Origin of the sequence: Bacillus benzoevorans, from assembly GCF_014207535.1 — a bacterium.
GTDB lineage: Bacteria > Bacillota > Bacilli > Bacillales > Cytobacillaceae > Bacillus_BD > Bacillus_BD benzoevorans.
In genome coordinates this window covers 17,626-40,470 of record NZ_JACHGK010000008.1, presented here as the reverse complement: position 1 = coordinate 40,470, position 22,845 = coordinate 17,626, and the positions used below count along the sequence as shown (strand labels likewise).

Genomic DNA, 22,845 nt, shown 5'->3' with positions numbered 1-22,845 from the left:
TAAACACATTTTTAAATTTAAAATCAACTCATATGAAAGTTGATATGATAAAATATGAGTATTTTATATTAGTAATTTTTAACTATTTTAATCACGGAATAAACTAAGTACAAGTTCATATAAATATAGTAAAATAAAAATGTTCTGTTGCTAATAAAATTGTTTTAATTCTGTCATAATTGCAAGGGGTTAAAGATGAAGAAATTTATAGAAAATATTAAAGGGATTACTTTGATCGAATTATTAATCTCTCTATCTATATTATCGATCGTTCTAATCAGTCTTTTCGCTTTTTTTACCAATACTTTTCGCTTTAATTCGCTTAATTCAGATGATATTCAGGCGATGAATGTGGCACGGGAATACAAAGAATTAATAAAAAAAGACTATGCTCTCACAGATGAAATTGATAATTGGAGTAAAAACCCCAATAAAGAACTTATCATGGAGCCCAAAAATAACGATACTCATTATGATGTAATTATTTCCATTTCAGCTGCTGAAGAAACCGCTGCCGTTTTCCCAATATACCTTGTACATATAGAGGTGCGAAAGGAAAACGAATTGTTATCCGAAACTTATACGTATTATGAACCGGCCGATAAGGAGACATCCGCTGAATGAAAATGAAGAACCTAAATCAAAAAGGGATTACTTTGATAGAATTATTAGCTGTACTGACCATTTTTTCTATCATAGCAGGAGTTCTGTACAGCGTCTTTATGAACGGACTCAATTATTCGACCAAGGCGAAAGATACTGTATTAATTCAACAAGAAGCAAACTATCTGCTAAATCTGTTAAAAAAACAACATGAAAAAGACAGAGACTATACGGTAAAAATAGAAAACAATGAGACATTCATGATTCTGGAGGGAGAAACAGTAGTAATTAGCGAGAACGATTCAGACTTTCTCTATTTTATTTGCGACCTTGATAATCAGGGTGAAAATTCCTGCGAAAAACCTTATGCGGCAAATTTTTCGAAACAAATAAATCCGCTGAAAGAACCTTTTCGCATGAAACTGATGCTAAAAAGCAAAAAAGATCATAACTTGCAATTTGAAGTTGAAACTATATTATCCCGACTGTAGGTGATAAATTGAAGCTGCGTAATCAAAATGGTGCTGCATTAGTCGTTGTTTTATTAATGATTACGGTTTTTTTCGTCCTGGGACTATCGCTTCTCAGTTCTTCACTCTCCAATACAAAACAAGTGAATAAAACGGAAAAAGAGATGCAGGCGCTTGATTTAGCCGAGATGGGTGTCCTGCATTACCAAAATCATTTTAAGGTAAACGCATATAAATATTTAAAGATCCCAATTGAAACAGCCATGAATAATGCAAAAAATGATACCATGAAGAAAAAACTGGATGCTGTTTACGGATTACTTGATAAAGAGGATTTGACATATGAATTATTAAACTTTCCCAAACGTACGATTGATGAACATGCCGATTATGATGTAACGATTAAAAATTCAAACAGTATTTTCTCTACAGAAAATGATAAGATCTCTGTTAACATATCCAGTTTGGGCACAATACACTCTGATACACAAAATACCATCGACGCGACAATCGAACTTTCAATACAGCAATTAATCGAAGATATATTGAATGAAAAGAGTACTTCAGGGAATGCAGAAAATGATCTGCCAGTACCGGCTGGATTAGAAAGTTGTCAGTACACGAATAATTTGATACTAACAAACGGCTGTTTTTACGATAACCTTCCGGCTACGGCAATGTTTGGGACCGTTATCGGCGGCATTGATAAAGATACGATCGCATATATAAATGGAAATGCCATCATTGGAGCAATCTCCGGCGGCATTAATAAAGATACCAGGATTGACATTAATGGAGACGCGACTTTTGGAGCCATCACTGGCGGTATTAATAAAAATACCATCATTAATATTAACGGAAATGGCATTTTTGGTGAGATTTCCGGCGGCATTAATAAAACCTCAACCATCTTTATTAAAAAGAACGCGACTTTTGGAGTCATTAGCGGCGGAGTGAAAGATGAGGCAAAAATATGTGTTGGGGGAAAAATTAATGGGTTAGATTTATTAAAAATATTGGGGAAATATCCGAGCGGAATCTATTCTTATGTGGAGGACCCGAATTCTTATAATGAAGCGGGCTGTCCTCCACCAAATAATACGCAATTTGATCCGTTGTCATTAACATCACAAACCCTTGCTACTCATACAGCGATTGTTAATGTAAAATATCATTAATCAACGGATACGAAAAACTGCGCCATACTAAAACATGGCGCAGTTTTTCTTTTACATCATGTACTGATCAGCATTTCCTTCAAAAGCGCCTTCACCTGCTTGATAAAATAAAGCGACCCGGTTACGACAAGGATTTCATTCTCCTCTAGTGAGCGAAGCTCTTCTGTCAGGGTCTGCTGCCAATCTTCAGCGATATGCTTATTTTTCAATGTACTTAAATTGTACAGATTTTCCGCTGTGGTTGAACGCGGATGGTCGAAGGTGACGAAGGTGATTTTGTCCGCGACACTGTCCAATCGAGCAATCATTTTTTCCAAACTTTTATCACCCAGGGCAGAAAAGATAATCTTTATTTTTTGCTCATAGTAGCGTTTGTCCAGTTCAGCCGTCAGTGCTGTGATGCCTTCCTCATTATGAGCCCCATCGAGAATGACCACAGGATTTTGCGATACCATTTCAAAGCGGCCGGGCCAATAGGCACTCTTAAGCCCTTCGCGAAGCTGCTGCTCTGTAATCCGCAGCGAATGTTCTTCTTGCAATAGGTATGCTGCCATAATCGCCAGTGAAGCATTTTCTGTCTGGTGTTTCCCATACATTGAAATGGAAATATCCTGAATCGTTATATCTTCATACTGCCAGGTAAATTTTTCACCGCTGTCGATAGAGATATGATCGAGTATCGTAAATTGGTCATTTAATAAATAAACAGCGGACTCTTGTTTCTTGGCATGCTGAAAAATAACTTCCTGTGCCTCCAGCTGGCTGACGGCGGAAATCAGGCTTGTCCCCTGTTTAATAATCCCTGCTTTTTCATACGCGATTTCTTTATGGGTTGTTCCTAGAATCCTTACATGGTCGAGCCCGATATTGGTGATAATGGACAACAGCGGCTGCAGGATATTGGTTGAATCCAGCCGCCCGCCGAGCCCCACTTCAATGATCGCGATATCGACCGGGTGTATTTCTGCAAAATAATAAAAGGCCATCGCTGTTATGATTTCAAACTCCGTTGCTCCGCCATACTCTGTGTCTTCAAGTTCCATGACAAGCGGATACATCACATTGACCAATTCAAGAATTTCAGCTTCTGAAATGGGCTGTCCATTTATACTGATGCGCTCATTAAATTGTTCAATATACGGAGAGGTAAAGGTTCCTGTTTCATAGCCTGCTTGTTCAAGAATCGAGCGTAAGAAGGTAACGGTTGAGCCTTTGCCGTTAGTGCCCCCGACATGTACAGCCTTTAATTTTCGTTCCGGATGACCGAGGCGCTCCATCAACCATTCCATCCGCATCAAACCAGGCTTGATTCCCAGCATTAAGCGGGATTCGATCCAGAAAATCGCTTCATCATATGTAGAAAACATAGCTGTCTCTCTCCTAACCTGTATAAAGGGATTTTGGTCTAACAGGAAGAGGCGAACCGTAAATGGGTTCAGCCTCAACACTTAAGTTTATTCACCTTTTAATTCTTTAATCCGCACTTCCACAGCTGTTCTTTTTTCTGTGTAATCTTTTTCTTTCGCTTGTTCTTCTTCAATAACCTTTGCCGGTGCTTTTTTAATAAAGCCTTCATTGCTTAATTTCTTTTGCACCCGCTCTACTTCCTTATTTAGTTTATCCCATTCTTTCTGAAGGCGGGCGATTTCTTCGTCAAGATTAATTAATCCTGCAAGCGGCAAGATAATTTCCGCCCCGGTAACGATTGATGTCATGGCTTTATCCGGAATCGTTACTTCTGTTGCGAGCGACAATTCTTCCGGGTTACAGAAGCGCTCTAAATAGGCACGGTTATTTTCGAGAATAGATAGAACGGATGCGTCTTTTGCCTTCACGATCATTTTGATTTTTTTACTCATTGGCGTATTGACTTCGGCACGGCTGTTCCGTACAGAACGAATGATTTCTACTAACAGCTTCATTTCTTCTGCAGCATGTACATCTGTTAATCCAGCATCGATTTCCGGCCATTTTGCCACGGTAATCGACTCGCCTGCATGCGGCAGGTTTTGCCAGATTTCTTCCGTAATAAACGGCATGAATGGATGTAAGAGCCGCATCGTGTTATCCAGAACATAGGCTAGAATGGAACGGGTCGTTTTCTTCGCCGCTTCGTCCTCGCCATAAAGCGGCAGCTTCGCCATTTCAATATACCAATCGCAGAATTCATCCCAAATAAAGTTGTACAGCACGCGTCCTACTTCACCGAATTCATAGCGGTCGGAAAGTCGTGTTACCGTCTCAATAGTTTCATTTAAGCGAGTTAAAATCCATTTATCAGCCACTGATTTTTCGCCGCTTAAGTCGATTTCATCATAGGTTAATCCGGCCATATTCATTAAAGCAAAGCGGGAGGCATTCCAGATTTTATTAGCAAAGTTCCACGTTGATTCAATCTTTTCCATACTGAAACGTAAATCCTGGCCTGGGGATGAACCTGTCGCAAGAAAATAGCGCAGTGCATCGGCACCGTATTGGTCGATCACATCCATTGGGTCAACCCCATTGCCTAATGACTTACTCATTTTTCTGCCTTCTGCATCACGAATCAAGCCGTGGATCAGCACATCCTTAAATGGACGCTTGCCGGTGAACTCAATTCCTTGGAAGATCATCCGCGATACCCAGAAGAAGATGATATCGTAGCCTGTAACAAGCGCGTCTGTTGGATAATAGCGTTTAAAATCGGCTGCGTCTTTATCCGGCCAGCCTAATGTAGAGAACGGCCAAAGAGCTGAACTGAACCATGTATCGAGTACATCTGTATCCTGTTCCCAATTTTCGATATCTGCCGGCGGCTCCTGGTTCACATATACCTCACCCGTTTCCTTATGATACCAGGCAGGTATGCGGTGTCCCCACCAAAGCTGACGGGAAATACACCAATCGCGGATATTTTCCATCCAGCGCAGGTATGTTTTTTCAAAACGGTCCGGTACAAATTGAACCTTCCCGGACTTTTGCTGGAATTCAATCGCTTGGTCCGCAAGCGGCTGCATTTTCACAAACCATTGTGTAGAAAGATAGGGTTCTACCACCGCGCCGCTGCGCTCTGAATGACCGACAGAGTGCATATGGTCTTCAATTTTAAAGAGAACCCCAAGCTCCTGAAGGTCTTTGACAATTTGCTTGCGGCACTCGAAACGGTCCATACCTTCGTATTTGCCTGCGCGTTCATTCATTGTGCCATCTTCATTCATGACCAATACACGTTCTAAATTGTGGCGGTTGCCGACTTCAAAGTCATTCGGATCATGAGCCGGAGTAATTTTTACGGCACCGGAACCGAATTCCATATCGACATAGTCATCACCGACAATCGGTATTTCCCGTCCGACAATTGGCAGAATAACGGTTTTGCCGATGAGATGCTTATAGCGGTCATCTTCCGGATGAACGGCGACAGCTGTATCACCCAACATCGTTTCCGGACGAGTTGTCGCAATTTCAATGGAACCGGAACCGTCTGTGAGCGGATAATTCATATGATAGAAGGCACCCTGCACATCCTTATAAATAACCTCAATATCGGAAATCGCTGTTTTTGTTGCCGGATCCCAGTTAATGATATATTCGCCGCGGTAGATTAGACCTTTTTCATAAAGCTTGACAAACACTTCGCGAACCGCTTTTGACAGCCCTTCATCCATCGTAAAACGCTCGCGTGCATAATCAAGGCCAAGACCCATCTTTGCCCACTGCTGACGAATAAATCCGGCATATTCTTCCTTCCATGCCCATGTCTGTTCAAGGAATTTTTCACGACCTAAATCATAGCGGCTCTTGCCTTCTTCGCGCAGTTTTGCTTCAACCTTAGCCTGCGTAGCAATTCCGGCATGGTCCATTCCTGGAAGCCAAAGGACATCATAGCCCTGCATTCTTTTCATTCTTGTCAGGATATCTTGCAGCGTTGTATCCCACGCATGACCTAAATGAAGTTTTCCGGTAACGTTTGGCGGCGGAATCACAATCGTATAAGGTTTTTTTTCTGGATCATCCTTTGCTGCAAAATATTTCCCGTCAAGCCACCATTGATATCTTCCTTCTTCAATGGATTTTGGATCGTATTTCGTTGGCATTGTTAACTCATTTTGTTCCATTTACCTTTTCCTCCTAACATTTCTCATCCGTTCCTTTTAAGAACAACAAAAAAACCCCGATCGTCATAAAAGGACGAATGGAGCTAAAGTTCGCGGTACCACCTTTTTTCCAGCAGAAATAGGCTGCTGGCACTTAAATCGATAACGGATTGTCCGTCTCTCACTACTCGAAAAATTCTTTCGCGAAAGAAGCTCAAGGGCGACCTTCCAATGTTCTTGCCTAGAAAATCTTTCAGCATTTGATTTTCCTCTCTAAAAGCAAGGGTTCATCGTACTCTTCCCTGTCAAAGCCTGGTTATGTAGTTGAATCAAATCTTCTTTATATTACCGAAAAATGAGGATGATCGTCAATAAGCTTCCCTTTATTTTTTGCAGTTTATTCAAGTATTTCCCCTTTTGTGATGAATTATTCAAAACCTGCCAGCCTGCTCATGTGACTATACACTGAAAATTCAAAAAGGAAGACACTTATCCATTGAAGGTACATAAAATAGGAAGAAAGAATATCCGAAAGGAGAAGAGGAATGAAAAAGTGGCATTATAATCCTTATACACTGCCGCCTTGGGCACGAAAAATCAGAGGTGTCTGCTGCCAGTTTGCACTTCCATTCTGTGTGTTCCAAGGGATTCGCGTGATTATTATTCCAACGATATTTGATGTGCTCTTTTTATTAATTCTGATTGCACTCACGATTGCTCTCGCGTTTGATATCCTCTGAAAAGCCCGGAACTTATTGCTCTTTCCGGGCTGCTTCTTCTTGCTGCTGTTTTTTCTGTCTTTCAATCTCATCAATTCGCATCACAAGATATTCTGTATTTTTCAAATTCCAATAATCCTTTTGCAGTTTTTGCACAGCTTCTAACTCATTTCGATTATTTCCATCCTTAAAAAAGCGCTCTACTGTCTTTATCGCGGCACCTGGGTGGGCAATATAGCTTAAAAACAACTTCATTTCCTCTTCTTTAAAGGGGAAATATTTAAAATACATATAAAGCCAATCCAGCAATTCCTCATCCTGTTTCGGCCACCCTCGTAAGGCTTTAACTAAAAAGGGGAGTAAATCATGTGTCGGCGGACCGATGGCTGCCTTTTCAAAGTTTATAAAGTAGCCGTATCCCCTCTCATCGAATAAAAAGTGTTCGCTCGACAGCTTACCATGAATCACGACAACCCGAACCTTTTCCTGTTCCTTTGTCGCCTCGTACCATTCTTCCAATCTCTTTTTCGAAAAAGATAAAGCCTGATTGAAATCATGATAATAGGTCACAAACGTTAATTCGAATGGAGACATATAGACTTTCCTTTCACATGTCTCCAATAAACTGAGAAGAAATTCCTCTTCCTGATCCAAATCGATAATCATTTTCTCAAAATGACGGGTTCGTTCTTCTTTATTGATGGTCATATCCTTCACTGATATCGAATGAAGCCGGGCGAGCTCACGAAATAACTGCTGCTGTCGTGCAGTACGCTCGCCCTTATTTTCATCCGGCAGCCAGGGCATTAAATAATAAAGCTCTTGGTTATCAAGAACCGCATAGCGTCCATCTATTGTTGGGTATATGGGAACGATGCGATTATAGCCCTTCTGGTACAAGGTTTGTACATATTTAATAAAGTCAATCCCATGATGGGGGTCAATTTTTTTTAAAATAAAAACGCCCTTACTCGTATAGATTTTCTGTACCTTGCCCATTTGTTCTACATAATTAGGGCTTAATTGATAGTTTTTTAAAATCGATGTAATTCTTTGCAAGCTTAGCATTTCCCGCATATTCTGATCCCTCTGCTATTGGGACTTTATTTTTGATTTTGCACAACAGGTATATACAACACCTGGCCTTCATATACATCCTGATTAAGTTCAAGGTTGTTCACCCGCTGCAGCTGTGAGACCGTAACATCGTACCGATCTGATAATTTATCAATGGTGTCATCCTTTTGCACAATACATACCTTTACTCTCGTGTGGGTCTCAGACTCTTCTTCTTTCCGCGCAAGAAATTCTGTTATCGAAAGACTTTGCTTCTTCTTCCATTTCTTTTTCTTCCCTTTAGGCTCGGGTGAACTTTCATCTTCCGGAGACTCCACTTCCTGCTCATGTGCAGGCTCAACTTCACTGACCGGCTGGGTTTCTTGCAGCGGTTGGATTTCACTAGCAGGCTGAGTTTCCAGCACCGGCTGAGATTCTTCGAGCGGCGCTATCTCCTGTGGTTCCTCATCCGCCGTTTGACTTCCTTCAGCTTGCGCCTCTTTCCGTTTCGCCGCAAAAAAGATCTCCGGAACCCCAGCGGTTTTGCTATCCTCTTTTTCTATTTCTTCCGGTTTATAATCCGCTGCGTGGTTTTCTTCTTTTTCCTGCAGCAGAAAATCATAGGTTTCCGTAATCGGCTCCTGCTCTTGCTTAAACTGTTGATAACGCTGAATTTCTTCCCGTTCCATTTCTTCAGTCAAGCTTTTCAGCGTTTCATCCGCCTTTGCTTCCTTCCGTGCTTCTACTTCAAAGGGTTCATATAACCCCTCAACTGCCTCTTCAGCCTCTTCTGTCCCTTCTTCCTCTTCAATATCCGGTCTGGAAAAAGGAAAACGACTTTCGCCGCTAAAGTCAGCAATGGGAATCTCTTGATTTTCTAGGAACACAGTTTCATCATCGAATTCAGTCTCCTGATCGTCTTCCAGTTCATCCTCACGGTACAATGGAGCATATTCAGGTTCTTCCTCATCGTCAAGTTCTTCTTCGAGGAACTCCTCTTCTTCTTGCAAATATTCATGCTGCTGTTCTCCATATAATCCCGTAATCATCAAATCAGCAGATAATCTCAGGCAGCTTCTGTCCGGGAACGCATAGTCAAATGTTTCGACTGCCACCTCAATATTCTCAATGTCCTGGATCCTATTTTTTGGAATGGTTATTTCTACAGGAAAATGATGGGTAAAGAAATAAACTCCTTCGCCCCTGACTTCAACTGTTTGCACAAATTTAGGGTTTGAAAAGAAGTCATTCTCTTCATCGTTTGTCTGTTCATCACGATTATATTCACCATTTAACTCCAGTGATCCTTTAATGGTTACATATTGATCACTTTCATTGATTGCAATATTGGGGTCAAGCGAGATCGAAATTAACTCTTCTACTTCCTGTCCTCTTTGAAACCAGACCGATTCTTCCAAGGAAAATCTTAAATAAGATTGATTTCCATGAGACAAAGCGACTCCTCCCTTCCATTCCATACGTTAATCACTATGTCACTTAAACTGTATGAACGAGGAATCATATTTATGATTTTTTTTAGCAGGACAGGACGCTTTCTCAAATAAACAAAAAAAGAGACCTCGTCCTTAGACTCAGCCTCTTTTCTATCATGATTGTAAGGTTGAAAATGCATGCTCAATGGCTTGAATTGTTTTTTCAATGTCCTCATCTGAATGAGTAGTGGACAGAAACAGCCCTTCAAATTGAGAAGGAGGTAGAAATATACCGCTATTCGCCATTTCGCGGTAATATGCCGCGAAAAAGTCAAGATTAGAGCTTTTCGCAGTATCATAATTAATGACATCTTCATTAGTAAAAAAGAAACCAATCATGGAGCCGGCACGATTAACAGTTGCCGGTACTTGATATTTAACTGCCGCAGCCTCTATTCCTGCCTGCAGGCGGTCCCCTTTACGTTCAAATTCTTTATAATCAGCAGGAGTTAATTGGCTTAATGTTTCATAGCCGGCTGTCATGGCCAGCGGATTGCCTGATAAGGTTCCTGCCTGGTAGATCGTACCACTAGGTGCAACCTTTTCCATGATTTCTGCTCTGCCGCCGTATGCACCTACAGGAAGACCGCCGCCGATTACTTTTCCCAAACAGGTAATGTCAGGCGTAATATTAAAGTAGCCTTGGGCACAGTTATAGCCAACACGGAATCCGGTCATTACTTCATCAAAAATCAGGAGCGCACCATATTCAGATGTTAAATCACGCAGTCCTTGCAAAAAGCCCGGCTGCGGTGGGACTACCCCCATATTACCTGCTACCGGCTCTACAATCACCCCGGCTATATCTTTACCATGTTGTTCAAAGGCATATTTTACACCTTCTAAGTCATTATACGGTACCGTAATCGTATTTTTCGCTACTCCCTCAGGTACCCCCGGACTATCAGGAAGTCCTAATGTGGCCACTCCGGAACCGGCTTTGATTAATAAAGAATCTGAAGCACCATGGTAGCAGCCTTCGAATTTTAAAATAATATTCCGGCCGGTATACCCGCGGGCTAAGCGCAGGGCACTCATGGTTGCTTCCGTACCGGATGATACCATACGGACCATCTCGATAGACGGCACCCGTTCTTTAACTAAATTGGCCAGCTTGTTTTCCATCAACGTCGGAGCACCGAAACTTGTTCCCAGTTCCGTCATTTTTTTCAGTGCTTCCACAACCTGCTCATTGGCATGTCCTAAAATAAGAGGGCCCCAAGAAAGGACATAGTCAATATATTCATTTCCGTCAATATCATATATTTTCGAGCCTTTCCCGCTTTCCATAAAAATCGGATTCATATCAACCGATTTAAACGCGCGAACAGGGCTGTTCACACCGCCCGGCATTAAGGTTTTTGCTTCCTTAAAGGCTTGGATTGACTTATCGTATGTACGCATATAATCCCTCATTTCAATTTGATTTCCCCGTCAAATGGAAAGCCTCCTGCTTAACGGGCATGATGTACACTCCATATGAACAAATGTTCATTTTCGGTGTCAGGCACCGGCATTTGGAGGTTTTTAGGGAAACAGGAGAACCGTCCCCCTGTTTCCCTTATAACCAGCGGGCAGCATCTTTGGCATGATAAGTAATGATGAGGTCCGCACCGGCACGTTTCATACCTGTTAACATTTCTAGGACAACTCTGTCCTCATCGATCCAGCCATTTTGCGCGGCAGCTTTCACCATGGAATACTCTCCGCTTACGTTATAGACGACAACCGGCAGATTGAATTCGTTTCTGACATCACGGACGATATCAAGATATGGCATACCCGGTTTTACAATCAGGAAGTCCGCACCTTCATTGACATCAGAATCTGCTTCCCGTAACGCTTCGAGTCGGTTTGCCGGATCCATTTGATACGCTTTGCGATCCCCGAATTGCGGTGTACTGTCTGCTGCATCACGGAATGGACCATAGAAAGAAGAAGCATATTTTACCGCATAGGACATAATCGGTACATTTTCAAAACCTGCTTCATCAAGTCCTTGGCGGATGGCTGCGACAAATCCGTCCATCATATTAGAAGGGGCAATGATATCGGCACCTGCTTTCGCCTGGCTGACGGCGGTAGATGTCAGCAATTCCAATGAAGGGTCGTTCAGAACCTGTTCGTTCTTGATTACTCCGCAATGACCGTGGCTTGTATATTCACACAAACAAGTATCGGCCACCACAATGATATCCGGATAATTCTGTTTAATATAGCGGGTTGCTTCTTGGACAATCCCATGGTCATGATAGGCACCTGTGCCGCATTCATCCTTTTCTGAAGGAATGCCAAATAATAGGACGGACTTAATTCCTAATTCCGCCACTTCATCCATTTCCTCCGACAAGCGGTCAAGGGAGAATTGAAAAATTCCCGGCATGGAGGAAATTTCATTTTTAATATTATTTCCCTCAATAACAAAAATCGGATAAATAAAATCCTCCACATGTAAATGATTTTCTCTCACAAGTGCACGCATATTGGCACTTGATCTTAGTCTTCTATGGCGATCAAATTTTAACCCCATTGTTTTCCCTCCTATATTTATCGAGACTATTCCAGCCCCTGTGAAATATACTCCGCAATACTTTTAATCATCTCATCAACGGTATAAACATCCGGGACTACATGCACGGTCAGACCTAGACTTTCAGCTCTTTTTTGGGCTACTGGTCCGATACAAGCAAAGATACAGGATTGAATTCTGTCCTGCAGACCATGGCTTGCAACAATTTCCATAAAGTGGTCAGCAGTGGATGGACTTGTAAACGGAATAATATCCAAATTATGTTCACTCAGCAGCTGGACTAAATCATCCTCATTCTCCTGCGGAAAATAAGTATCATAGATAATCATTTCATCCACTGATGCTCCCTGTTTTCTTAACTGTTCAGCAATATAATCCCGCGCTAAATTCCCTTTTGGAATAAAGATTTTTGTTCCCTGTTTGATCTTTGGTGCGAATTCCTTTACGAAACCCTCAGCAACAAATTCTGCCGGGATGAAATCCACCTTTATGCCTTCTTTCTCCAGGACTCGGGCTGTTTTTTGCCCAATTGCGGCAACATGCGGCAGCTGCGTTCTTTCTCCTTCATAAAAAGATAAAAAAGTTTCTACCGTTACATTACTGGTAAAAATAATCCAATCATATATATGTATGTTTCCAATCAGCGCTTTTTCTTCTTTTGACAATTCTGCCGGTTTGAATGCCAGCAAAGGAAGTTCAATTGGCACACCGCCGTATTTTTTTACCACCATTGAAAAGCCCTTAGCAGAAACTTTACCTCTCGGATTTAATACCGTTCTATTTTGCAGGGAACAGGAGGATGTCATTCACCCTCGAGCTCCTTTTTCACTTCATCAATTAAAGACTTCGCCCCATTGGCGATTAAATGATCAGCTGTTTCCTCTCCAACACTTTCCGGCACAGTGCCTGACTTCTGTGTTTTAAAAATTGTTTTTCCATCAGGAGAAGCAACGAGCCCTGTCATGACGATTTCATCGTTGTCATTGATACGAGCAAAACCGGCAATCGGAACCTGGCAGCCGCCTTCCATTTTATTTAAATAGGCTCTTTCTGCACGAACGGTCCGGCTTGTTTGACTGCAGTTGAATTTCTCAAGCAGATGAAGCAATTCCTGATCATTTCCGCGGCATTCAATCGAAAGAGCACCTTGTCCAACAGCAGGGAGGCAGATTTCCGGCTCGAGGAATTCCGTTACCACATCACGCGCCCAGCCCATCCTTGAAAGTCCTGCAGCAGCTAAAATGATCGCGGCATAATCTTCATTTTTTAGTTTTTCAAGCCTTGTATCGATGTTGCCTCTAATCCACTTAATTTCTAAATCAGGTCTTTTTGCCAGCAGCTGGGCACCTCGGCGCAGACTGCTTGTGCCGATTATGGATCCTGGTTTCAAGTCATTAAACTTTTCATGATTTTTTGAAATCAGCGCATCCCGATGATCTTCTCTTTCAGGAATACAACCGATGACAAGTCCCTCAGGCAGAACAGCCGGCATATCCTTCATACTATGTACAGCCATATCGATTTCTTCGTTTAGCATAGCTTGTTCAATTTCTTTGACAAACAGCCCTTTGCCGCCGACTTTTGAGAGTGTGACATCAACAATTCTGTCACCTTTTGTGACGATTTCCTTGATCTCAAATTCAAATGAATCATCTATTTTTTTCAATTGCTCGATTACCCATTTTGTTTGGGTCATCGCGAGCTTGCTTCTTCTTGAACCGACTATAATTTTTCTCATGATGTTCCTCCTAAATCAAAAGTTAAAGCCAAATATGAAAACTTGAAAAACTACCTATTAAGAAAAAGTTAATTAATACAATAAGAAACGCAGCCACATTCCACAAGGCCAGCGTCTTTCCGGTAATCCCTTTTCTAATACGCATATACAGAATCACGCAATAGATGACAAGAGTAAAGATCGAACCAAGAATTTTCGGATCGAGCCAAGAGATATCCGGTATTTTAAGAATAGCCCATTGCGTTCCCAGTATAACTCCAATCAAAAGCATCGGGGTCCCGGTAACGTTCATAATATAGGACGTTTGCTCAAGCTTCATTAAATCAGGTATTCGCCAAAGCCTTTTTCCCCATTTTTTTCGTTTAAGTAAATTATACTGCAATAAATACAAAAGGGAAAAAACAAACGATAAAGAAAAGGCTCCATAAGAAAGGATCGCGGCAGTGATATGAATCAAAAGCAATTCTGATACAAGCTGCTCAGCTGGTACCGTTCGATCAATTTGAATCGGAGCAAAGGTATGTATCACCATCATACTGAAACCAATGACATTCGTGAAAAAGACAATGAAGTCCACTCTCATTAAACGATTGATGACTAAAGAAAAAGTGATCAAAACCCAAGTATAAAAATAAAGTCCCTCTGCAAGGGTAAGGACAGGAAACCTGCCTGCTTCAAGCATGTACAAAAATAAAAAAATGGACTGCAATATCCACACAAATAAAAGTAACCAGAAGGCAGTTCTATTTGCCTTCCGGTTATGATGTAAAAAGTCAATAAAATATAGCAAAACGGATAAGGCATACAGAACAATTGTCAATTCGTGCAGCCTTGTCATAAAATTATCCATCATAGCCCATACCCTCTTTTATGAAGGAAAAGCAGGCTGTGCAGATTTTCCGTATCCCGGTTTTCGTTCGGCCTCTTTCACTTCCTGATGCTTGGCAGCTAGTTCCTCAATATTAAAGATTTTTACGAATAAATCCAGAGCCTTATCAGCATCCTTTGAGCCGGCAAGTTCTTTTGCCTGTAAAATGGGATCTTTCAGCATCTGATTGATGATGCTTTTCGTATGTTTATTTAATACCTTTATATCCCTCTCGCTTAAATGAGGAAGTTTTCTTTCCAAACTGTCCATTGTCTCTGCCTGAATCGTCAATGCTTTCTCTCTTAGCGCTGAGATAACCGGTACAACACCGAGCATTTTGACCCACTGCTTAAATTCTACGATTTCGCCTTCGACCATAAGTGAGATGGTTTCAGCCGCTTTTTTCCGTTCCTTTAAATTAGCTTCGACAATTCCCTCTAAATCGTCAATATCATAGAGAAAAACATTTTCCAGTTCAGCAAGCGCAGGATCTAAATCTCTTGGTACCGCAATATCCACCATAAATAATGGTTTGCCTCTCCGCTGCTTCTGAACACTCTCCACCATGTTTTTCGTGATCACAAAGTCTTTGGCCCCTGTTGAACTGATTAGAATATCAGCTTCTCCAAGCGCTGACTGGAGTTCATCCATTGCTTTAGCAGCTCCGCTGAAGCGTTCTGCAAGCTGCTGTGCCTTTTCATAAGTGCGGTTGATAACGGTTACCTTTGTCGCACCATTTCCATATAAGTTTTGAATGGCAAGCTCTCCCATTTTTCCGGCACCTAAAATAAGGATATGCTTTTGTTCAAGCGTACCAAAAATCTTTTTCGCCAGTTCAACAGCTGCATAACTGACAGATACGGCATTGGCACCGATATCTGTTTCAGAATGGGCACGCTTTGCCAGCGTTACCGCTTTTTTAAATAATTCATTAAAGACTGTTCCTGTAGTATGTTCTTCCTGTGCTAATAAAAAGCTTGAACGAACCTGCCCTAAAATCTGCGTTTCCCCAAGGACAAGTGAATCCAGCCCGCACACAACTTTTAATAAATGCTCGATTGCACCATCTTCCTCATAGATGAACAGAAATGGTGAAAATTCAGCAAGTTCTATGTTAAACCATTGCGATAAAAATTCTTTAATATAATATCTTCCTGTATGCAGCTGATCGACAACCGCATAGATCTCCGTACGATTACAAGTTGATAGAATGACGTTCTCTAATAAACTTTTTTTGTCATTCAAGCTTTTCATCGCATCCCCTAGCTGCGATGGATTAAATGTTAACCGTTCACGAATTTCAACAGGGGCTGTTTTATGATTAATTCCAACTACTACTATATGCATATTTATATCCCCCTAAAAAAACATCACCCATTATTTCCATTATATCATTTGAACTTTATATGATATGACAAAATTGTGAACAGATCTTGAACTCCCATCATCCATCATTATAGGAGAAAAACAACGGTATACAAGCACGCCCACGGTATCAAGTGCTAATCTCCTATAAAATTGAAGAGTACAAAATCACTTTGCTACAAAAAAAGACAATATTCTTTCATATGTACAGTACCAGAAAAACATATAATATTCAAGATGCCGTAATGGAAAAAGCAACGCTTTACCAAGCGCCGCTTTTTCCGATTCATTATGACATGAAGCTATTCAATACAGCCCAAGCCTCGTCTTTTCCATAGCCAGTTTCTGATGAAAAGAGAATAATGGGATCATTTGGATCTAACTCCAATGTTTCTTTTGTAATTTTTATATGCTTTTGCCATTTCGATTTTGGAACTTTATCAGCTTTTGTATTGATAATGATACAAGGCAGATCATAGTGTTTTAAAAAATGATACATCATCACATCATCCTTTGTCGGCGGATGACGTAAATCAACAATTAATACGACGGCACGCAGCTGCTCTCTTTTTGTTAAATAAGTTTCAATCATTTTTCCCCATGCTGCACGTTCTGATTTTGATACTTTTGCATAACCATAGCCCGGGACATCAACAAAATGAAATTCTTCATTAATTAAATAAAAATTTAATGTTTGTGTTTTCCCTGGCTTTGAAGAGGTTCTTGCTAAATTTTTTCGATTTAATAGCTTATTAATAAAAGACGATTTCCCCACATTTGAACGGCCGGCTAAAGCACACTCCGGTAAATCCTGCTCAGGGTATTGCTCAGGCTTTACCGCGCTGATCACAATATCGGCACTTGTTATTTTCATTCCTGTCCCTCACTTCTAATTGCATGCTCCAGTACTTCATCCACGTGGGAAACAAGAACAAATTCCAGTTCTCCCCGGACGCTTTCTGGAATGTCATCTAAATCCTTTTCATTATCTTTAGGGCAGATAATTTTCGTAATTCCGGCGCGATGCGCACCTAATGATTTTTCTTTCAATCCGCCGATTGGCAGTACTCTTCCGCGAAGAGTAATTTCTCCGGTCATTCCTACTTCCTTGCGAACCGGGTTTCCGGTCAAAGCAGAAACAAGAGCAGTTGCGATCGTGATCCCTGCGGAAGGCCCGTCTTTCGGCACGGCCCCTTCCGGAACATGGATATGAATATCATACTTTTCATGAAATTCCGGATCAATGCCTAGTTCAAGTGTCTTGGAACGGACATAACTAAAAGCTGCCTGTGCCGACTCTTTCATCACATCTCCCAATTTCCCGGTTAAGACCAGTTTTCCTTTACCTGGGGCCAGCGACACCTCAATCTGTAATGTATCACCGCCTACAGTCGTATAGGCCAAACCGGTTGCAACCCCCACTTGATCTTCCGCTTCAGCTTGTCCGTAGTGGAAGATCGTTTTCCCAAGGAATTCTTCCACATTCTTCTCTGATAAAACAACCCGCTTCTTTTCACCTGAAACAATAATTTTCGCCGTTTTGCGGCATATAGACGCTAATTGGCGTTCAAGACTTCTTACACCTGCTTCTCTGGTATAATAACGGACAATTTTTTTAATCGCCTCATCGCGGACCTGCAGCTGTGTTTTTGAAAGCCCATGTTCTTTAAGCTGCTTCGGCAGCAGATGATCAATGGCGATGTGGATTTTTTCCAATTCCGTATAGCCGGCAATGCTAATGATCTCCATCCGGTCACGCAGCGGACCTGGAATAGATGCTAAATCATTTGCAGTAGCGATGAACATGACCTTAGATAGATCATAGGTTTCTTCTATATAATGATCGCTGAAATTATGGTTTTGTTCAGGGTCCAGCACTTCCAGCATCGCAGACGATGGATCGCCGCGGAAGTCATTGGACATTTTGTCAATTTCATCAAGGAGGAAGACAGGGTTTATCGTGCCTGCTTTCTTCATTCCTTGAATAATCCGGCCTGGCATAGCACCGACGTATGTTCTTCTGTGACCGCGAATTTCAGATTCATCACGAACGCCTCCAAGGGAAACACGAACAAAATTCCGGTTTAAGGAAGTCGCAACGGAGCGGGCAAGACTTGTTTTTCCGACTCCAGGAGGACCAGCAAGACATAAAATCGGTCCTTTTAAAGAGTTCGTCAGCTTTTGCACGGCTAAATATTCTAACACACGCTCTTTCACTTTTTCTAGTCCATAGTGATCTTTATTTAGGATTTTTTCCGCTTTTGCTATATCAATATCATCTTTAGTGGCTTTAGACCAAGGGAGAGCGATAAGCCAATCAATATAGTTACGGATTACCGCACTTTCAGCAGAACTTGACGGTACCTTTTCATAACGCTCTAATTCTTTTAAGGCGGTAAGCATGACATGTTCCGGCATTCCGGCATTCTCGATTTTCTCGGTTAATTCAGCGATTTCCCCCGTTTTTCCTTCTTTATCACCGAGTTCTTTCTGAATCGCTTTCATCTGTTCACGCAAATAATATTCCTTTTGCGTTCGTTCCATCGATTTTTTCACACGCTGACCGATTTTCTTTTCCAGATTTAATACTTCTTTTTCATTATGAATGATTTCAATTACCCTATTCATCCGGTCTTTTACATCAATCAGTTCTAATATTTCCTGTTTTTCGTTCAATTTTAGCGGTAAATGGGACGATATAATATCAGCCAGTCTGCCTGGCTCCTCAATATCACTGACTGTCGCATACGTTTCAGCAGAGATTTTTTTTGATATTTTTATGTATTGTTCAAAGTATTCAAGCATGGTTCTCATTAATGCCTGATCTTCCGTATCCCTATCAGTCCGGTCTTTATGTGTCTTTAACTGTACGGAATAATAATCCGGGTATTCCGTAAACTCGGAGATTTCGGCACGGACCAATCCTTCTATTAATACCCTTATCGTTCCATTTGGCAGCTTTAACATTTGTTTTACTTTTGTTAAAGTACCCATTCTGTATAAATCGTCTTCAACCGGCTCATCAATTGATAAGTCCTTTTGTGTAGTTAAGAAAATTAAATGATCATCGACCATTGCTTTTTCAAGGGCCTGTACTGATTTATCGCGGCCAACATCCAAATGCAGCACCATGGTTGGATAAACGAGCAAACCCCGGAGTGGAAGCAAAGGGACGATATATTCTTCTTGATTGTCCATTGCTGTATACCTCCAAAGTATATTTTTTCCTCACTTGACTTTATTCATCCAGGGTTTATCCTGACTGAATTTTCAAACGCTAAACTTTCATCCCACCACTTAAAGAAGCGGAAGACTTCTACTGAATCAAGTTATGCCTAATTTTTATTTTATCGTAATAATGATCCCATGTCTATTAAGGCGAAACAGCACAGCCGTAAACATTTTTCATCTTTAAGATGGAAGAAAAAAAGACGACCTTTTTCAGTTTTCACTTTATTTCACGCTGCTATGCAAAGGGCAGGCTTCGGTTTCAACACAGCGTGAACCGAAGCCTATTCTAATTACTCATCATCCTGCAGGTATTTTAATCCAACATTCCATCAGATACTTTCCTTTTTACCTAAGTCAATCGAAGTAGCTGTATAAGCTTTATTGGAAGAGTAATCTTTTTGCAGCGCAAGCTGAAATACTTCGTTTAAATGGGTTACCGGGATAATTTCAATGTCTTGAATCTCATTTAAAATGGACTGCATATTTTCTTTTGGAATGATAACCCTCTTCACACCGGCCTTCTGCGCTGCCTTCACCTTCGGAAACACTCCGCCAATTGGCTTCACATTCCCATGAATACTGATTTCACCAGTCATGGCAATTTTGTTGTCTACAGGGAGCTTATAAATAGCTGAATAAATTCCTGTTGCCATCGCAATGCCGGCAGACGGACCATCGATGGGAACCCCTCCCGGGAAATTAACATGGATGTCGTATTCATCAGCCGGTACCCCCATGGCACGTAAAACCGTGATCACATTCTCAACTGAACCTTTCGCCATGCTTTTGCGGCGGATAGATTTACTGCGGTCACCAATACTTTCCTCTTCTACGATACCTGTAATATTGATTGAACCTTTAATTTTAGCTGGAATGACGGTTACCTCAATTTCTAGCAGCGCCCCCGTATTCGGTCCATGAACAGCCAGCCCATTCACCAGTCCTATTGCCGATTCGGGATTGATCTTCCGTTCCATCCTTGGGGTTAATTGACTGGAATGTACCACCCATTGAATGTCATCTTCTTTTATGTAATCACGCTCTTCCGTTATGGCCAGTCCGGTAGAAAGCTGAATCATATTGACGGCTTCACGTCCGTTTCTTGCATAGGAGGATAGAATTTCAAGCCCCTTTTCACTGATATGTAAATTCACTTTATCGGCTGCTTTTTTCCCAACAATCGCTATTTCATCCTGTGTTAACTCGCGGAAAAATACCTCCATACACCGTGAACGGATCGCCGGCGGCAATTCACTAGGCGTTCTTGTCGTAGCACCAATCAGACGGAAATCGGCAGGCAGTCCATTTTTAAAAATATCGTGGATATGAGTAGGTATTTGTGCGTTCTCTTCATTGTAGTAAGCGCTTTCCAAGAAGACTTTCCGATCTTCCAGCACTTTTAGAAGTTTATTCATTTGGATCGGGTGAAGTTCTCCAATTTCGTCGATAAATAAAACTCCGCCATGGGCATTCGTGACTGCGCCCTGCTTTGGCTGCGGGATTCCCGCTTGTCCCATCGCGCCGGCTCCCTGGTAGATCGGATCATGAACGGAACCGATTAATGGATCTGCAATTCCTCTTTCATCAAACCTTGCCGTAGTCGCATCAAGTTCAATAAAAACGGATGTCTTTTGAAAAGGAGACTTTTGATTTTTCTTCGCCTCCTCTAAAACGAGCCTCGCGGCAGCAGTTTTTCCTACCCCAGGAGGGCCATATATAATCACATGCTGTGGATTAGGACCACATAAAGCAGCCTGCAATGCCTTAATTCCATCTTCTTGGCCAACAATATCATTGAAGCTTGATGGTCGGACTTTCTCTGATAATGGTTCAGTTAATGAAATGTCTCTCATTTTTTTTAATTGATCCATTTCTTTTCTTGATTCACGGTCAATTGAGATTTTTTGTGTTCGCTGGTTTTTTAATAAATTCCAAAAATATAAGCCGATCACAATGCCGAAGAATAATTGTATTAATAGAGCAATTCCTGTCCAACTCATTGTATTCCCTCCTGCAATTTAGTACTAGGTTTATTTGCTAGTATTTCCTTGACAAGTTAGGAATAAACAAGATTTTGCGAAAAGCAAAGGTCCGAAACAGACAGCTTATTAGTTAGAAAATAAGAAAAGGCCGGATCATAGGACAAATTCGGCTCTGTCAAACGATGTCAGACAAGAGGTGAATTCGATCATATGATCCAGCCTATCTTTCATTTGTTTTTACAGTAACTAGAAAAACTTAGTCCATTAAGCGGATGTCTTTCTCTTCTCTTCCTCAATCGTTCCATCGGAAAGAATAAGTTTTGGCGCACTGTCGCCTAAAACAGTATCTTTTGTAATGATACATTTAGAAATATCCTCCCGAGATGGAAGATCATACATGACATCCAGCATAATGCCTTCAATGATGGAGCGCAGTCCGCGGGCTCCTGTTTTTCGTTCAATTGCTTTTTTGGCAATCTCGCGAAGAGCATCCTCTTCAAACTCAAGATCCACTTCATCGAGTTCAAGCATTTTCCGGTATTGTTTTACTAACGCATTTTTCGGTTTAGTCAGGATTTCAACTAAAGCGTCTTCATCTAATTGTGAAAGACTGGCGATAATTGGCAAACGGCCAATAAATTCAGGAATCAAACCAAATCGCAATAAGTCCTCAGGCAATACTTTTGCTAAAAGATCCTTATCATCAATTTCCTGCTCCTTCATATCAGAGCCGAATCCAATTACTTTCTGACCTAAACGGCGTTTAATAATCGTTTCAATTCCATCGAATGCGCCGCCGCAGATGAATAAAATATTCGTCGTATCAATTTGAATGAACTCCTGATGCGGATGCTTTCTGCCTCCTTGAGGCGGAACACTGGCAACAGTACCTTCTAATATTTTTAACAATGCTTGCTGAACCCCTTCACCGGATACATCTCGTGTAATGGAAGGATTTTCAGATTTACGGGCAATTTTATCAATTTCATCGATATAAATAATGCCTTTTTCAGCTTTTTCAACATCATAATCTGCTGCCTGAATCAGCTTTAAGAGGATATTTTCAACATCCTCCCCTACATAACCGGCTTCTGTTAAAGAAGTCGCATCAGCAATGGCAAATGGCACATTTAAAATCCGCGCTAATGTTTGGGCCAGAAGGGTTTTCCCGCTCCCTGTCGGTCCTATCATCGCAATATTACTCTTTGAAAGTTCGACTTCATCAATTTTACTATTTGAGTTAATTCGTTTGTAATGGTTATAAACGGCTACAGATAATGATTTCTTCGCACGGTCTTGTCCAATGACATAATCATCTAATATTTCACGAATCTCAGCCGGTTTAGGAACATCTTTAAACTCGATTTCTTCTTCAGTTCCAAGTTCCTCTTCTACAATTTCAGTACATAACTCAATGCATTCATCACAAATGTAAACACCTGGTCCTGCAACAAGTTTCCGCACTTGATCCTGCGTTTTACCACAGAAGGAGCATTTTAATTGCCCTTTTTCATCATTAAACTTGAACATAAT

18 protein-coding genes and 1 other annotated feature are annotated in these 22,845 nt (G+C 41.3%); of the genes, 4 read left to right on the top strand and 14 right to left on the bottom strand.

Going from position 1 to position 22,845, the window contains the following annotated elements; all coding sequences use genetic code 11:
• Positions 1-195: 195 nt before the first annotated feature.
• The 3 genes from HNR53_RS12155 to HNR53_RS12145 are packed head-to-tail and all read left to right on the top strand — an operon-like array spanning position 196 to position 2,251.
• Positions 196-624: a prepilin-type N-terminal cleavage/methylation domain-containing protein gene (locus tag HNR53_RS12155; protein ID WP_184526285.1), complete on the top strand. Its 429-nt coding sequence runs from the start codon at positions 196-198 to the stop codon at positions 622-624.
• Positions 621-1,094 carry a PilW family protein gene (locus tag HNR53_RS12150; protein WP_184526283.1) on the top strand — a complete coding sequence of 158 codons (474 nt, stop codon included), beginning with the start codon at positions 621-623 and terminating at the stop codon, positions 1,092-1,094. Before HNR53_RS12155 ends, HNR53_RS12150 begins: the two co-directional genes overlap by 4 nt.
• Positions 1,095-1,102: 8 nt before the next feature.
• A complete protein-coding gene (locus tag HNR53_RS12145; RefSeq protein ID WP_184526281.1) occupies positions 1,103-2,251 on the top strand; it encodes a hypothetical protein in 1,149 nt (382 codons plus the stop codon).
• 56 nt (positions 2,252-2,307) lie between these two features.
• On the opposite strand, the gene HNR53_RS12140 is transcribed toward HNR53_RS12145, so the two are convergent.
• Positions 2,308-3,618: a bifunctional folylpolyglutamate synthase/dihydrofolate synthase gene (locus tag HNR53_RS12140; RefSeq protein WP_184526279.1), complete on the bottom strand. Its 1,311-nt coding sequence runs from the start codon at positions 3,616-3,618 to the stop codon at positions 2,308-2,310.
• An 87-nt stretch (positions 3,619-3,705) separates the two neighbouring features.
• Entirely contained in the window at positions 3,706-6,351 is a 2,646-nt protein-coding gene (locus tag HNR53_RS12135; RefSeq protein WP_184526277.1) for a valine--tRNA ligase, read from the bottom strand.
• A gap of 66 nt (positions 6,352-6,417) precedes the next feature.
• Positions 6,418-6,648 (bottom strand) — a binding site (T-box leader).
• A gap of 227 nt (positions 6,649-6,875) precedes the next feature.
• Here HNR53_RS12135 and HNR53_RS12130 point away from each other — a divergent pair.
• Positions 6,876-7,070, top strand: coding sequence for a hypothetical protein (locus tag HNR53_RS12130; RefSeq protein WP_184526275.1), 195 nt, complete (start codon positions 6,876-6,878; stop codon positions 7,068-7,070).
• 12 nt (positions 7,071-7,082) lie between these two features.
• On the opposite strand, the gene ysxE is transcribed toward HNR53_RS12130, so the two are convergent.
• The 12 genes from ysxE to clpX form a co-directional block, all read right to left on the bottom strand.
• The gene (gene ysxE, locus HNR53_RS12125; protein ID WP_184526273.1) at positions 7,083-8,126 is read right to left on the bottom strand and encodes a spore coat protein YsxE; all 1,044 of its coding nucleotides are present in this window, start codon (positions 8,124-8,126) and stop codon (positions 7,083-7,085) included.
• A 26-nt stretch (positions 8,127-8,152) separates the two neighbouring features.
• Positions 8,153-9,559, bottom strand: a complete 1,407-nt coding sequence (locus HNR53_RS12120; RefSeq protein ID WP_184526271.1) for a LysM peptidoglycan-binding domain-containing protein — start codon at positions 9,557-9,559, stop codon at positions 8,153-8,155.
• A gap of 153 nt (positions 9,560-9,712) precedes the next feature.
• Positions 9,713-11,002, bottom strand: coding sequence for a glutamate-1-semialdehyde 2,1-aminomutase (gene hemL / locus HNR53_RS12115; protein ID WP_184526269.1), 1,290 nt, complete (start codon positions 11,000-11,002; stop codon positions 9,713-9,715).
• A gap of 157 nt (positions 11,003-11,159) precedes the next feature.
• On the bottom strand, positions 11,160-12,128 hold the full coding sequence (gene hemB, locus HNR53_RS12110) for a porphobilinogen synthase (RefSeq protein ID WP_184526267.1): 969 nt from the start codon (positions 12,126-12,128) through the stop codon (positions 11,160-11,162).
• A 26-nt stretch (positions 12,129-12,154) separates the two neighbouring features.
• Positions 12,155-12,859: a uroporphyrinogen-III synthase gene (locus HNR53_RS12105; RefSeq protein ID WP_246439554.1), complete on the bottom strand. Its 705-nt coding sequence runs from the start codon at positions 12,857-12,859 to the stop codon at positions 12,155-12,157.
• Between the two features lie 71 nt (positions 12,860-12,930).
• On the bottom strand, positions 12,931-13,869 hold the full coding sequence (hemC, locus tag HNR53_RS12100; RefSeq protein WP_184526580.1) for a hydroxymethylbilane synthase: 939 nt from the start codon (positions 13,867-13,869) through the stop codon (positions 12,931-12,933).
• Positions 13,870-13,888: 19 nt separating this feature from the next.
• Positions 13,889-14,719, bottom strand: coding sequence for a cytochrome C assembly family protein (locus HNR53_RS12095; RefSeq protein ID WP_184526263.1), 831 nt, complete (start codon positions 14,717-14,719; stop codon positions 13,889-13,891).
• A 15-nt stretch (positions 14,720-14,734) separates the two neighbouring features.
• On the bottom strand, positions 14,735-16,081 hold the full coding sequence (hemA, locus tag HNR53_RS12090; protein WP_184526261.1) for a glutamyl-tRNA reductase: 1,347 nt from the start codon (positions 16,079-16,081) through the stop codon (positions 14,735-14,737).
• A 307-nt stretch (positions 16,082-16,388) separates the two neighbouring features.
• A complete protein-coding gene (gene yihA, locus HNR53_RS12085; protein WP_184526259.1) occupies positions 16,389-16,973 on the bottom strand; it encodes a ribosome biogenesis GTP-binding protein YihA/YsxC in 585 nt (194 codons plus the stop codon).
• A complete protein-coding gene (lon, locus tag HNR53_RS12080) occupies positions 16,970-19,297 on the bottom strand; it encodes an endopeptidase La (protein ID WP_184526257.1) in 2,328 nt (775 codons plus the stop codon). The genes yihA and lon overlap by 4 nt, the downstream gene beginning before the upstream one ends.
• Positions 19,298-19,659: 362 nt before the next feature.
• On the bottom strand, positions 19,660-21,330 hold the full coding sequence (gene lonB, locus HNR53_RS12075) for an ATP-dependent protease LonB (protein WP_184526255.1): 1,671 nt from the start codon (positions 21,328-21,330) through the stop codon (positions 19,660-19,662).
• A gap of 246 nt (positions 21,331-21,576) precedes the next feature.
• The gene (gene clpX / locus HNR53_RS12070) at positions 21,577-22,842 is read right to left on the bottom strand and encodes an ATP-dependent protease ATP-binding subunit ClpX (protein ID WP_184526253.1); all 1,266 of its coding nucleotides are present in this window, start codon (positions 22,840-22,842) and stop codon (positions 21,577-21,579) included.
• Between the last annotated feature and the right edge of the window lie 3 nt (positions 22,843-22,845).

Bases quoted from the DNA above. Each gene is read 5' to 3' on its own strand.
- HNR53_RS12155 (WP_184526285.1), top strand. From the start codon at position 196: ATGAAGAAATTTATAGAAAATATTAAAGGGATTACTTTGATCGAATTA.
- HNR53_RS12150 (WP_184526283.1), top strand. From the start codon at position 621: ATGAAAATGAAGAACCTAAATCAAAAAGGGATTACTTTGATAGAATTA.
- HNR53_RS12140 (WP_184526279.1), bottom strand. From the start codon at position 3,618: ATGTTTTCTACATATGATGAAGCGATTTTCTGGATCGAATCCCGCTTA.
- HNR53_RS12135 (WP_184526277.1), bottom strand. From the start codon at position 6,351: ATGGAACAAAATGAGTTAACAATGCCAACGAAATACGATCCAAAATCC.
- HNR53_RS12130 (WP_184526275.1), top strand. From the start codon at position 6,876: ATGAAAAAGTGGCATTATAATCCTTATACACTGCCGCCTTGGGCACGA.
- ysxE (WP_184526273.1), bottom strand. From the start codon at position 8,126: ATGCGGGAAATGCTAAGCTTGCAAAGAATTACATCGATTTTAAAAAAC.
- hemL (WP_184526269.1), bottom strand. From the start codon at position 11,002: ATGCGTACATACGATAAGTCAATCCAAGCCTTTAAGGAAGCAAAAACC.
- hemB (WP_184526267.1), bottom strand. From the start codon at position 12,128: ATGGGGTTAAAATTTGATCGCCATAGAAGACTAAGATCAAGTGCCAAT.
- HNR53_RS12105 (WP_246439554.1), bottom strand. From the start codon at position 12,859: ATGGTGGTAAAAAAATACGGCGGTGTGCCAATTGAACTTCCTTTGCTG.
- HNR53_RS12095 (WP_184526263.1), bottom strand. From the start codon at position 14,719: ATGATGGATAATTTTATGACAAGGCTGCACGAATTGACAATTGTTCTG.
- hemA (WP_184526261.1), bottom strand. From the start codon at position 16,081: ATGCATATAGTAGTAGTTGGAATTAATCATAAAACAGCCCCTGTTGAA.
- yihA (WP_184526259.1), bottom strand. From the start codon at position 16,973: ATGAAAATAACAAGTGCCGATATTGTGATCAGCGCGGTAAAGCCTGAG.
- lon (WP_184526257.1), bottom strand. From the start codon at position 19,297: ATGGACAATCAAGAAGAATATATCGTCCCTTTGCTTCCACTCCGGGGT.
- lonB (WP_184526255.1), bottom strand. From the start codon at position 21,330: ATGAGTTGGACAGGAATTGCTCTATTAATACAATTATTCTTCGGCATT.
- clpX (WP_184526253.1), bottom strand. From the start codon at position 22,842: ATGTTCAAGTTTAATGATGAAAAAGGGCAATTAAAATGCTCCTTCTGT.